Consider the following 12,414-nt stretch of genomic DNA (forward strand, 5'->3'; position numbering starts at 1 on the left):
GAGTGGAGGGGGCGGCCGCCGGGTGCTTTCCTCGGGCCACTTGTGATTGCCGAGGAAGAGACTGAGACAAGGCAGGTCGACGAGGACACCGCAACCTTTCGAAAACGGAGACGGAAACTGGGCACTCCCAAGGGTCCGGCAGGTGGCGGCCACGTGCCCGCGTCGCCGGGTCCATGCTCCGGACCGCACTCCCCCGGCAGCCATCGGTATGGCGAGAAGCGCGCGATCACGACGCGAGTGCCTCGCCCACGAACGGCCGCTGACCGTTGGGCGGGTGATATCCCCCGTAGTCGCCCGCCCCGGTTCGCGGTACGCACCGCCTGCCACCGCCCGCTCCAGCCGGCGGTGGCAGGCGGGTTCGAGCGAAGTGTCCGGGCATCCCCCGGCAGGCGCTTCGGAATGCAGCCGGTGGAGCGCGGACCGGATCCCCCAGGCTTTCGGCCCTGCGGACACGGAGCAGAAGTGAACGGGCCGCGGACGCTTTCCGAAAGGCCCGCGCGCATGGCCGAGTCACGGGAGGGAATTCCCGAGCTCCCCCTGACCCTTCTCCCTTTCCCGTAGATCCTTCCCGTTTGACCCTTTCCTGTGGACCCTTGTCTGCAGAACCTTGCTGTCGATGTGTTTCGAGGTGGAGGCAGTCGATCGCCTTGCCGAAGGAGGCACGGGGAAGGCAACGGTGGGCCCGGCTCTCCGGTGCACGGCCAGTCGGTGGTCGCCGGAGGCGATCGCCGAGCTTACGAACTCACTCGCGCCCGGCCGCAGCAAGCATGCTGAGCCGCGTTCCTTGATCCTTCTCGGTGGCAACGATCCTTCTCGGTGGCAACGGCGGTGGCGGAGAGGAGCGTCGCAGCGGCGAAGCTGCCCCAGAGGGCGGCCGAGCCGTGGGGTGCGAGAGCGGTGATGACCACCGGGGAGACGGCGAGGCCGAGGCCCGTGGAGAACTCGAAGCGGGCGAGGACGCGCCCCAGGACATGGGCAGGGGCGAGGACGGTGACGAGCGCGGTGGCGCTGCCGGCGTAGAGGATCTCGCCGAGCGTGCAGAGCACGGACACAGCGGCGACAGCCGGAGCACCCCAGCCGTGTCCCAGTGAGGTGGCCACGAGGAAGCCGAGGTAGGACGCGGTGAGTACCACGCCGGCGAGAGCCAGCACGGTTCGCCGGGAGAAGCGGGACATCAGGACGGTGACCGGAATCTGCAGGGTGACCACCAGCACCGTGTTGGCGACGAAGATGGCTGCCGACCACACCGGGGATGCGTGCAACTGTGTCACCAGGATCAAAGGGAGCGCGATCTCAGGGACGTTGAGGCAGAAGGCGTAGACCACGTTCGCGGCCAGGAGGGCGCGCATCCGGGGTGCGGGCCCGTCGTCCAGGTCCTTGGCCGGGGTAGCGGCCGGATGCACGCTCAGGTGCATCGACCACGCCAAGGCCGCCGCAGTGAGACAGGCGAGTCCGGTGACGGCTGCCAGCGCCTGCAACGCGGTGGTGCCGCCCGCCAGGCATGCGGTGGCAAGGAGCGCGCCCGCGCCCATGCCGGCGTTGCGCAGGGCGCGGCCCCCCGCGAGGGCGGCGTCGCGTTCCCGGCCGTGGGCGACCGTGGCCACGAGAGCTGCGTGCGCGGCCGGCCATGCCTGGTTGCCGATGCCGAGGCAGAGGGCCGCCATCGCGAACAGCCAGACGTGCCCCGGCGGGGTGGCCAGCAGCAGCGCCACACCCAGCACCCGCACCAGCATCGACGCTGCCACGACGGTGCTGCGTGCGCCCCGGTCCAGCCATCGGCCCACCGCGGGCATGCACACCAGACCCACGACGACGCCGACCGTCATGGCGATGCCGGTGGCCGGCGCGGACAGCCTCAGCACCGTCACCCCGTAGAGCAGCAGAAAGGGCCGAAGCAGGCCGGTGCCGAGCGCGTCCACGGCCAGGGCCACGGCGTAGCGGGGGCCTCCGGAGGCACGGACGAGTGCGCGGGGCCGGCTCTTGGTGGTGGTTGCCATGGCGCCAACGGTGCGTTCGACCGCCGGACCGGGTGCGTCGGTTGACGGACACCGTCAACCGACGCCCGTCGCCGGCCGTCCGGTCAGTGATGATGAGGGGGTGACGTTGAGGATCGACATCAGCGGCCCGCCGTCCGAGCAACTGCGGTTCGCCGCCTCCCCGCTGGCCGAGCTGACCGCGATGCTGCACGTGCTGGCCGAACCCGGGCATCATCCGCAGCTCGCCGGCTGGGCCGGGGAGGTCTGGGCCGGGCTGCGGCCGGAGCTGGCCGAGCGGTTGCGGGAGGCGGAGTTCCTCTGGCGTTCCTCACAAGCCGACTTCCTGCTCCCCGCCCGACCTCGGCCGACTCTCGCCGAGGAGTTGGACGACGTGGACCGGATCGACGACGCAGCGTATGCGACCGCCGCGCTCGTCACCACGTGCGGCAGCAACCGGGGCCACGTCGCCACGCAGTCGCCGCTCACCGACGCGACTGCGCGCGAGCGGGCCCTGAACCTCGCCCAGGCCCGCGGCGCGCGGCAAGAGGCCTTCGCGGAACGTCTGCTCGCGGACCCGACCGCTGTGCGAGCGCGGGTGCGCCACACCCTCGAACAGTGCGCCGAAGCCTTCTTCGACGCAGCCTGGACGGACGTCGCCGTGCAGCTCGCCACCGACCTGCGCCTGAAGAACGACCTGCTGAAGCGCCAGGGCATCGGGGCGGCACTCGCATCGGTCTCCGGCGCAGTCACCCTGGCACCGGACGGCGACTGCATCCTCGTGGACAAGCTGCAGGACAAGGCGACCGCCGCCCACAGCGACGGGGTCACCTTCATCCCCAGTGTCTTCAGCCGCCCGCACCTGGTGGCGGTCCACGCGCCGGGGTGGCAGCCGGTGGTGCAGTACCCCGTGGGCGAGCCGAGCCCATCAGAGCCGGTGTCGCTGGAAACGGTCACACTACGGCTGGAGGCACTCACACATCCGGTACGGCTGCGGCTGCTGCGCACCCTGGCCCGTGGCCCGCACACCACCGGTGAGCTGGCCCACGCCTGGGAACTCTCGCTCCCGGAGGTTTCCCGCCACCTCACTGTCCTGCGCCGCGCGGGCCTGCTCACGGCCCGGCGGCATGGTCGTTACGTCCGTCACACCCTCAATGTGCCCGATCTGACGGCGCTGGGCGCCGACCTGCTGGCGGCCGTACTGCGCTGAATCATCCGAGGGCCGGGGACCCGTACCGGACCACGCCGCAGCCGGTCCAGCTCCTCGCCGTCCCGACCGTACGAACCACCGGGTCCCCAGTGGCCGTACGAACCACCGGGTCCCCAGTGGCCGTACGAACCACCGGGTCCCCGGCGGCTGTTGAGCCGCCGGGGACCCTCACCGGGGGGCTTGCGCCCGCGGCGCGTCAGTCCGCGACCGTGCGCACCGTGCCCGCACCCACCGTGCGGCCTCCCTCGCGGATGGCGAAGCCGAGGCCGGGCTCGAGCGGCACCTCGCGGCCGAGCTCCACCGTCATCGTGGCGGTGTCCCCGGGCCTGACGACCGCGGCATCGCCGAGGTCGACGTCGCCGACGACGTCCGCCGTGCGGATGTAGAACTGCGGCCGGTAGCCCGTCGCGACCGGAGTGGTCCTGCCGCCCTCGGCCGCCGACAGCACGTACACCTCCGCCGTGAAACGGCGCCGCGGCGTGACGCTCCCCGGCGCCGCCACCACGTGCCCGCGCCGTACCGCGTCGCGTTGCACACCGCGCAGCAGCAGCGCGACGTTGTCACCGGCCTCCGCGGACTCCATCGGCTTGCCGAAGGTTTCCAGCCCGGTGACGACGGTCTCGATGTCCGCGCCGAGCACCTCGACCCGGTCGCCGACGCGCACCTGACCGCGCTCGACCGCCCCGGTGACGACCGTGCCGCGCCCGGTGATGGTGAGCACGTTCTCGACCGGGAGCAGGAACGGCGCGTCGGTGTAGCGCTCCGGCGTCGGCACGTAGGTGTCGACAGCGTCCAGCATCGCCTCCACGGCACCGGTCCAGCGCGGGTCGCCCTCCAGCGCCCGCAGCCCCGAGACCCGTACGACGGGCGCGTGCTCCCCGTCGTAGCCGTGCGCCGACAGCAACTCCCGTACTTCCAGCTCGACCAGGTCGGTCAGTTCGGGGTCGCCCGCGTCGGCCTTGTTGAGGGCGACGACGATGTGCTCGACGCCGACCTGCCGGGCCAGGAGGACGTGCTCGGCGGTCTGCGGCATGACGCCGTCGAGCGCGGAGACGACGAGGATCGCACCGTCGAGTTGGGCGGCGCCGGTCACCATGTTCTTGATGTAGTCGGCGTGGCCCGGCATGTCGACGTGCGCGTAGTGCCGGGTGTCCGTCTCGTACTCGACGTGGGCGATGTTGATGGTGATGCCGCGCGCCGCCTCCTCGGGCGCCCGGTCGATGCGGTCGAACGGCACGAACGTCCCGGAGCCCCGGGAGCTGAGGACCTTGGTGATCGCGGCGGTCAGGGTGGTCTTCCCGTGGTCGACGTGGCCCATGGTGCCGATGTTCAGGTGCGGCTTGGTGCGCACGTATGCCTGCTTGGACATGGTTCTTCCTCGGAAGTGAGCAGCGAGAGCGGGACCCCGGGAACCTGGCCGACCCTCCCCCTGCGGGGTCCGCCGGACGTTCCGGGAAGGGTCAGCTTCGGGCGCCGCCGAGGGGCGCCGTGACGATGGCATCCATGGCCACCGCGGCAGCGGAGGCGGCGGCTGCCGCGGCAGCGGCCACGGCCGCCACAGCGGCGTCCGCGGCCCGGGATGCGAGGCAGGCGATGGCCGAGGAAGCGGTCGCCGTCACGGCGAGGGCAGCCTTCGGCGCGTCCGCGACTGCGGACGGGAGCGCGAGGAAGGCGTGCCGGAACATGCCGCCAATGATCGCCGCCGGGCTCCGCGGCGTCCAACGAATTTGCGCGGAGCGCTCGTTCGGGCCGGCAGGGTCAGATCGTGCAGCCCGATCCGGACTCAGATGTTTTTCAGCGCCTCGCGGACGGAGAGGGGCGCCAGCCGGTCCCGGGCGGACTCGACGAACGAACGGACCGCTTCAGGGTCGGTCTTGGCGTACTCCCGCAGCGCCCAGCCGATGGCCTTGCGGATGAAGAAGTCGCGATGGTCCGCCTGGCGCAGGCAGTAGCCGAAGAGCCGCTCGGTGTCGGTGGCCCCTTTGTACCGGAGCTGGTGCAGAAGGGCGGTACGGGCGATCCACAGGTTCTCGTCGGCGATCCAGGTGTCCATCGCGGCCGCGAGCCGGGGGTCGGCGGCGACGAGCGGGCCGACGACATGCGCGGCGAGCGTGTCCACCGTGTCCCACCAGGACCTGGTGGCGACGAGATGGCGGGCGACCGGCAGGAAGCCCGAGGAGCAGCGCTTCACATGGCGGCGCAGATAGTCGGCCGCGAAGTACTGGTACTCCCGCTCGGGCAGCTCCCAGCAGCGCAGCGCGATCGCCGTGCAGTCCTTCTCGTCCGGGCGCGGCGTGCCGGCGAGGACCGTACGGGAGAGGGCCCTGCGCTCGGCGGTCGGTATGCCGAGGAAGGGCGCGATGTCCTTCATGTACGCGGCCGCGCCCACGGCCCGCTCGGCATCGGCAGCAGCCGCGTACGTCTCGGTCAGCCGCGGGAGCAGCGCGTCCGCGAGGCCGCTCTCCGGGATCTCCGGGGCCTCCGGGCTCCGCGGGCCGTCGGGCTTCTCCGGCCCCGCTGTGATGCGTCGCATGTGTCCCAACATACGGCGGGGCACCGACAACGTCGGTTACTCTCCCCGGATGTCAGCCCCCACCATCCGGAGCCCGCGGCATCCGCGCCCGGGCCCGGCCGCGGAGCCGCCTCAGCCCGTGCCCGCGGGCCTCGCCCCGGCGCCGCCCCACCTCACGACCCCGGGGGCGGCCGGACGCTGGGCCAGGGGACTGCTGTCACCGTGGGCCCGGCTCGCTCTGCTGCTCGTGCTGCTCTCCGCGGCGGCGGTCACCGTCGTGCTCGCCGAGCCGCAGCAGCTGCTGACCGAGGGCTGGCCGCGCGCCTCCGGTGGCGCCGCCGTGGTGCTGTTCGCGCTGGCCTACGGCGTGTGCACCGCGGCGCTCGTACCGCGACCGATCCTGAACCTCGCCGCCGGGGCACTGTTCGGTGCGCCGTTCGGGCTGGCCGCCGCGGTGGCGGGCACGGTGATCGGTGCGGGCATCGCGTTCGGCCTCGGCCGGGTGCTCGGTCAGGACGCGCTGCGGCCGCTGCTGCGCGCCCGCTGGCTGGTCGCCGCGGACCGGCAGTTCAGCCGGCACGGCTTCCGTTCGATGCTGGCCGTACGGCTCTTCCCCGGCGTTCCGTTCGCCGCGGCCAACTACTGCGCCGCGGTTTCGCGGATGGGCTGGGCTCCGTTCCTGATCGCCACCGGTCTCGGCTGCATCCCGAACACGGCCGCGTACGCGATCGCGGGCAGCCGGGCCGCGACGCCCGCCTCGCCCGCATTCCTGATCGCCGCCGGCTTCATCGCCGTGACGGGGATCGCGGGCGCCGCCGTCGCGTGGCGCAAACGCGGGCGTCTGCGCAGGCGCTGACGGTACGGGTGCGCCGAACCCGGGTCCGTCAGGGCTGTTGAGGCGTATCCGGTGACCCCGGCGGTCATGGCCGTCACCCGGAGGCCATAGCATCTAGGCGAACTCTCCCGACGATCACGAGCACAAGGACGAGCGCACCCCGTCATGACATGGTTCGAATCATTCATCCTCGGGCTCGTCCAGGGGCTGACCGAGTTCCTGCCGATCTCCTCCAGCGCCCACCTGCGGCTGACCGCGGCGTTCGCGGACTGGCACGACCCCGGCGCCGCCTTCACGGCGATCACCCAGATCGGCACGGAGACCGCCGTACTGATCTACTTCCGCAAGGACATCGCACGGATCATCAGCGCCTGGTCGAAGTCGCTGTTCGACAAGGAGATGCGCGGCGACCACGACGCCAAGATGGGCTGGCTCGTGATCATCGGCTCGATCCCGATCGGCGTGCTGGGCGTCACGCTCAAGGACCAGATCGAGGGTCCGTTCCGCGATCTGCGGCTCATCGCCACCACGCTGATCGTGATGGGCATCGTGCTGGGCGTCGCGGACCGGCTGGCCGCCCGGGACGAGCAGGGTGCCAAGCACCGTGCCGTACGGGAGCGCAAGACACTCTCCGAACTCGGCGTCCGGGACGGACTGATCTACGGCGTGTGTCAGGCCATGGCGCTGATCCCCGGTGTCTCCCGGTCGGGTGCCACGATCAGCGGCGGTCTGCTCATGGGCTACACCCGCGAGGCCGCGGCCCGCTACTCCTTCCTCCTGGCCATCCCTGCGGTCCTGGCCTCCGGTGCGTACGAGCTCAAGGACGCGGGCGAGGGGCATGTCTCGTGGGGGCCGACGATCTTCGCGACCGTCGTGGCGTTCGTGGTCGGCTACGCGGTGATCGCCTGGTTCATGCGCTTCATCACCACGAAGAGCTTCATGCCCTTCGTGATCTACCGGATCCTGCTGGGGATCGCGCTGTACATCCTGGTGGGAACTGGCACGTTGAGCCCTCACGCGGCCGAGACGGCGGGCTGACGGTCCGATTCGCGGTGAGCGGGCTGCCCGATCATTCGACATTGGTCGGTCGTAGCCCACCCAGGTGACCTAACGCGGAACAAGATCGTCTCCCACTTGTCTCCCACTCGCACGGGATCGCCACGGCGACAGCGCCGAAGGTCCACCGCGCGCTCGGGGAAGAGGGCGCGATCTGCAACAGGGCCGGGTCTCGGCAGCTTTGTCTCACGGACCGACGGCCGGGGCCGAATGTCGCACTGCGGCCCTATGATCCTGGGCATGTCCGACACTCCCCGCCCTGGCTCAACTCGCCTGTCCGCTGCGGAGTTGAACGCCAGGATCCGCGACCTGTGGGCCCGCGCCGATGGCCGAACGCTGTCACCCGCGCAGCGCGAGGAATACGCGCGGCTCATCGTCCAGTGGGCAGCGGCCGAACGCCGCGACGTCGTACCCGCTGCCTAGGGTGCGGGCGGGCGATGGCCTCTTCGAAGTCCGGCGCCCCGTTGTCGACTGTGGCCGGCCGATCGCTATGGCCGCAGTGAGCGAGGACCCCATAGCTGCGCGACCCGGGCCGGCCGATGCCTCAGCGATCCGTTGCATCCTCGCTACATGACTTACTGAGGCGCCTACCGCAGCGGGTGTTGACCTCTGATCTTCGAAATTGGCCACTCCACCACAACGAACAAGCCATTCCGCTTTTTCGCCTGCATCGCCTGAGCCGGCATTCGATGCCGCACAAGCCACCGGATTGCGAGCCTGAATGGCCAATCGATGGAGTCGGCGTCCCGGAATGGAATCCTCCAATGCTCAAACCCTGCCCACCAGATGATCCAAAGTCGATTGCGCCGTACTCGCAGGTAGGTAAGAATCCTTGAGTGATCATGAGCAAGTGACCGAATGCGTGGGCACGCAGAACCTTTCTGCGCGCCGAGCAAGGGGGAAGCGATGCGTCTTCAGCGGAAGACTGAAGCAGTGATAGCGGGACGCCGAGGGCGAGTTCGTCTCCCATGCGGACAGCTGACTCCCGGGCAAGGAGTCCCGGCACTGGCAGGACAATAACCGCGATGGCGTTTCGACCAGCGTCAAGTTCCAGGGTTGCAAGGTTCAGAGCAACTATACGTTCAGGTACGCCGGAATTCAGTTGAAGAAGTCTTTCTCGGCATGCCGGACCATCGCATCCGGTTACCCTCCATCTTTTGACTGGAAGTCCTGTGCCCCTACGTTTCACAGACTGCACCTTCGGCTATCGCTCCGGCGCGCTCGTGCTCGACTCCCTCGATGTGGAGTTCCCCCCTGGCTGCACCGTGTTGCTCGGGCCGAACGGGGCGGGCAAATCCACGCTCCTGGCACTTGGCGCGTCCGTCCTCGCACCATCGCAGGGCCATGTCCGTTGGGGGCCGCTCGACAGCGTGCGAAGGCGGGACAGGCGCGACTACCGGCAGCGCGTGGGCTGGCTTCCTCAAACGATCAAGCCCGTGCCAGGGCTGACCGTCCGAGAGCAAGTTGCCTATGCCGGCTGGCTCAAGGGCCTCTCCAAGGGGCAGGCCTGGGCCGGATCCGTCGAGGCGCTCGACCGTGTACGCCTGACCGACCTCGCCGACCGGCGCAGCCACCAACTGTCCGGTGGACAGCTGCGCCGTATGGGTATCGCGCAAACGCTGGTGCACGAGGCCGAAGTGGTCCTGCTCGATGAGCCCACGGCCGGCCTCGACCCTGTGCAACGTGGCGTCTTGAGGGACCTCCTCGCGGAGCTCTGCGACCGCGTCGATTTCGTCGTCTCCACGCATCAGACGGAAGACCTGGCCGACATCTACGAAACCGTCGTCGTCCTGGACCGAGGCCGTGTCACCTATCACGGCAGTACCGAGCAGTTCTTTGCGCGCGCGGCGCGCGGCATTCCAGCGGAACGCCGCGCCGAAGCGGTGTATCGCGACCTTGTGCAAGGGGAGGTCTGAAACGCGATGCGCCTCAAGACGCTTCTCCGGTCCGGCCCCGCTCTGTGGGTCGCTCTGGCCCTGGTTCCTGCCCTGCTGTGGGTCAGTGTCCAGAACCTCGACTCGACCATTGCCTACTGGGAGTCCGCCAGTAGCCAGTCCACGCTCGTCCTCGGCTTCGTCAGCGCCGCGTGCGGCGCCTGTGCAGCCTGGGAGAGTTCACGCCTCGAGGCCGCGCTCATCTACAGCTGGGCCCCCTCCAGGGGACGCTTGCGCATCGCGGCCGAGCATCTCGCTCCGGTCGCTGTTCTCGGCCTGTTGGGCATTTTCGTCGCTCTGGCCGTCTTCGCAGGGCCTGCGATGGGTGGACCGGGGTTCCCGAACCCCGCCGTACTCGCCACCGCGTACCTCGTCGTGCTCAGCCACATCGCCGTCGGCTACCTCGTCGGCCGCAAGGCGCCTCAAGTCCTCGGCGCCGCCGGCATGCTGATCACCGGCTACTTCTGGGGGTTCTGGCCGGCCGCACTCGGTGAACCGTCCTGGTTGCGGCACCTGAATGGCCAAGGAGTCGGCGACTGCTGCTCACTCGACCAGGAAACGTCGCTACGCAGCCTCGGAGCAACCGCCGCCTTCAGCATCGGTCTCATCGCGGCAGCCATGATCCTCCTCGCCCTGCGTAACGGAAGGCTACGAGTCCTGGTGGCCGCAGCCACAGGGCTTGCCGGTATCGCGATCGCCGTGATGCTGGCGGTTCCGCTCGGATTCAATGGAGCCCAAGCCCGCGAGGCCTCGGCACTTCAGTGCACCGGCCGCCAACCGCAGGTCTGTCTGTGGCCCGAGCAGCGTTCCCGGAAGCGGGAGTTCCTCAAGTGGGCTCATTCGGCGGCGGACCGCCTTCGTGCCGTGGGCATCGACCCTCCCGCCCGCGTGGAGTACGGGAGGGTCGAACCTGTCCGTAGCGAGGTCCCTACAGACACCGCGGCGACCCTTCTCCCCACCGACTCGCCTTCGTGCAATGCGAGCGACGACGCAGAGACTGTGATCTATCCCTGGCTGGCGTTGACAGCGGGCGAGGATGCGAGCTCCCTCCAAAAGCGCTGGCCGCCGGAGGCCGTGGCCCTCGCACAGCAGGTGCGGAAGCTACCTCCCCGCGCGCAGAAGACATGGTTCGACCACAACATGCGCGCTGTGCGCGACTGCACCGTGAAACCGCGCCTGTCCCCCTCCTCATACGCGACCACGAGGAAGAGCGCTCCGTGATCTGGTGGCTTCGGGCGCATGCGATCTTCGCCTGCGCCGCGACTGTGCTCTTGTGCTTCACCATTGCTCCGCTCCTGGGCTCTTCGGCGCTTCCGGTGCCGTCGCTCTTCGGAGGGCTGTCGGCAGGCATACCCGTCCCCCTCGTTCTCCCCGTGTTCCCGGCGTGCGTCCTGCTCTACGGACTCAGCCGCGGGCTCGCAGAGATGGACGCCACTGCGGTCCGTCCCATGACGACCTGGTCCGTCTCGATGCTCACAGCCGCGGGCGCAGCAGCCGCGCTGCTCGGCATCGCCGAAGCTCAGCTCCTCGATTTCCCGCTCGGCCTCGCCGTGGCCAGGAACACGCTCGGCTACCTGGGAGTCGGGTTGATCGTGCAGCGCATCGCCGGTGACCGCCACGGGACGATTGCCGTAGCCGCACTGCCCCTCATCTGCGCCTTCATCGGGCTCGGACCGGGCGGCCGACCGTACGCCTGGACCTGGCCCCTCCACACCGCCGACTCTGCACTCGCAGGAGTGGCCGCTCTCCTGCTTTTCGTCACGGGCCTCATGACCGCAACCAGTCGGCCACGTCCCTCGTGAAGACACTGGAGTCGCGGAGCGCGCGCTGCCGGTCCCGTGTGCGTTGGTAGCGTCGGAGCGTGTCATGCCGGCCGGACTGAGAGAGACGGGATGCCCCCGACAATGCGTAGGGGCAGCGGTCACCGCCGCTGGACTGGGCTCTCTGCCGCTGCCCCTGAACAAGGCAACTCCGAAGGAGATGCTTCCGGTCGATGACAAGCCGGTGATCGAGCACACCGTGCGCGAGCTTGTGCACTCCGGCACCACCGATATCACCATCGTCGTCTCCGGCGGCAAGAGCCTGAGTCAGGACCGGTCCACGTGCTGGACCCACGGGCGGCGGCCTCCGCGGGCTGAGCCCCCGCTCCCCGTACGACGACGTCCACGGTGCGCATGCCGCGCGCACCGTGGACGTCGTCGTATGTGAGGTGTGATTCCCGGGCGAGGAGCCGCCGCCCTACCAGAGCAGCGAGCGTCCCTCAGCGGGTGTCGCCGGGCCGGTGGCCGTCCCAGTCCGCGTAGGGGATGCGGGAGATCTCGAGCAACTCGCCGAGCGCGCCCCACTCGTCCTTCCCGAGCCGGGACAGCGGACGCAGCTTCGTGATCTCCGGGTGCCGGCCGTCCATCACGTCCTCGGACACGGCGGCGTGCAGCACCCGCCCCAGGACGACCGTGGAGTCGCCGAGACACAGGGTGCTGTGCAGTGCGCACTCCAGGGCCACCGGCGAGTCGGCCACGCGCGGCGGCTTCACGCGCAGACTGGGCTCGGTCTCGACGCCCGCGGCCTCGAACTCGCTGATTCCGGGCGGGAAGTCGGTGGCGGTGGCGTTGATCTTCTCGAAGAGCGGCTCGGGAGCGAGGTTCACCACGAACTCACCGGTCTCCTCGACGTTGCGCAGGGTGTCCTTCCGTCCGACGGACGTGAACTGCACGATGGGCGGCGCCACGCAGGCGATCGTGAAGAACGAGTGCGGGGCGAGGTTGGGGGTGCAGCCGTCCCGCGAGACGGTGGAGACCCACGCGATGGGGCGAGGGACGACCACGGACGTCAGGAGCCGGTAGAAGGAGTTCCTGTCCGTGGCGGCGGGGTCCAGATCGATGCGCATGCCGCCA

General features: G+C 69.8%; 12 protein-coding genes and 1 pseudogene. 8 read left to right on the plus strand and 5 right to left on the minus strand.

The window, feature by feature from the left end:
- Positions 1–734: 734 nt before the first annotated feature.
- Positions 735–1,997 carry an MFS transporter gene (locus ACGFNH_RS28495; RefSeq protein ID WP_393658538.1) on the minus strand — a complete coding sequence of 421 codons (1,263 nt, stop codon included), beginning with the start codon at positions 1,995–1,997 and terminating at the stop codon, positions 735–737.
- Between the two features lie 100 nt (positions 1,998–2,097).
- Here ACGFNH_RS28495 and ACGFNH_RS28500 point away from each other — a divergent pair, with 100 nt between their 5' ends.
- The gene (locus tag ACGFNH_RS28500; RefSeq protein ID WP_393658540.1) at positions 2,098–3,183 is read left to right on the plus strand and encodes a DUF5937 family protein; all 1,086 of its coding nucleotides are present in this window, start codon (positions 2,098–2,100) and stop codon (positions 3,181–3,183) included.
- Between the two features lie 196 nt (positions 3,184–3,379).
- Here ACGFNH_RS28500 and tuf read toward each other — a convergent pair whose 3' ends face one another.
- From tuf to ACGFNH_RS28515, 3 genes are all read right to left on the minus strand, one after another.
- Entirely contained in the window at positions 3,380–4,552 is a 1,173-nt protein-coding gene (gene tuf / locus ACGFNH_RS28505; protein ID WP_393658542.1) for an elongation factor Tu, read from the minus strand.
- Between the two features lie 91 nt (positions 4,553–4,643).
- Positions 4,644–4,868 carry a hypothetical protein gene (locus tag ACGFNH_RS28510; RefSeq protein ID WP_393658544.1) on the minus strand — a complete coding sequence of 75 codons (225 nt, stop codon included), beginning with the start codon at positions 4,866–4,868 and terminating at the stop codon, positions 4,644–4,646.
- 98 nt (positions 4,869–4,966) lie between these two features.
- Positions 4,967–5,716, minus strand: coding sequence for a DNA alkylation repair protein (locus ACGFNH_RS28515; protein ID WP_393658546.1), 750 nt, complete (start codon positions 5,714–5,716; stop codon positions 4,967–4,969).
- Positions 5,717–5,765: 49 nt separating this feature from the next.
- On the opposite strand from ACGFNH_RS28515, the gene ACGFNH_RS28520 reads away from it, so the two are divergent.
- The 7 genes and pseudogenes from ACGFNH_RS28520 to ACGFNH_RS28550 all read left to right on the plus strand — a co-directional run.
- On the plus strand, positions 5,766–6,551 hold the full coding sequence (locus ACGFNH_RS28520; RefSeq protein ID WP_393658548.1) for a TVP38/TMEM64 family protein: 786 nt from the start codon (positions 5,766–5,768) through the stop codon (positions 6,549–6,551).
- Between the two features lie 144 nt (positions 6,552–6,695).
- Positions 6,696–7,568 (plus strand): undecaprenyl-diphosphate phosphatase, encoded by an 873-nt coding sequence (locus tag ACGFNH_RS28525; protein WP_393658550.1) that lies wholly within the window; start codon positions 6,696–6,698, stop codon positions 7,566–7,568.
- A 258-nt stretch (positions 7,569–7,826) separates the two neighbouring features.
- Complete coding sequence (locus ACGFNH_RS28530; protein WP_393658552.1) at positions 7,827–8,009, plus strand: hypothetical protein; 183 nt, start codon at positions 7,827–7,829, stop codon at positions 8,007–8,009.
- Between the two features lie 749 nt (positions 8,010–8,758).
- Positions 8,759–9,502, plus strand: coding sequence for an ATP-binding cassette domain-containing protein (locus ACGFNH_RS28535; protein ID WP_393658554.1), 744 nt, complete (start codon positions 8,759–8,761; stop codon positions 9,500–9,502).
- A 6-nt stretch (positions 9,503–9,508) separates the two neighbouring features.
- Positions 9,509–10,741 (plus strand): hypothetical protein, encoded by a 1,233-nt coding sequence (locus tag ACGFNH_RS28540; protein ID WP_393658556.1) that lies wholly within the window; start codon positions 9,509–9,511, stop codon positions 10,739–10,741.
- Positions 10,738–11,322, plus strand: coding sequence for a hypothetical protein (locus ACGFNH_RS28545; RefSeq protein WP_393658558.1), 585 nt, complete (start codon positions 10,738–10,740; stop codon positions 11,320–11,322). Before ACGFNH_RS28540 ends, ACGFNH_RS28545 begins: the two co-directional genes overlap by 4 nt.
- A gap of 90 nt (positions 11,323–11,412) precedes the next feature.
- Positions 11,413–11,614 (plus strand): annotated as a pseudogene (locus ACGFNH_RS28550) (sugar phosphate nucleotidyltransferase); the annotation flags it as partial.
- Between the two features lie 166 nt (positions 11,615–11,780).
- Here the strand turns inward: ACGFNH_RS28550 and ACGFNH_RS28555 are convergent.
- Positions 11,781–12,407: a flavin reductase family protein gene (locus ACGFNH_RS28555; RefSeq protein WP_393658560.1), complete on the minus strand. Its 627-nt coding sequence runs from the start codon at positions 12,405–12,407 to the stop codon at positions 11,781–11,783.
- Positions 12,408–12,414: the final 7 nt, after the last annotated feature.

It is taken from the genome of Streptomyces sp. NPDC048639 (assembly GCF_043199075.1).
Lineage (GTDB): Bacteria > Actinomycetota > Actinomycetes > Streptomycetales > Streptomycetaceae > Streptomyces.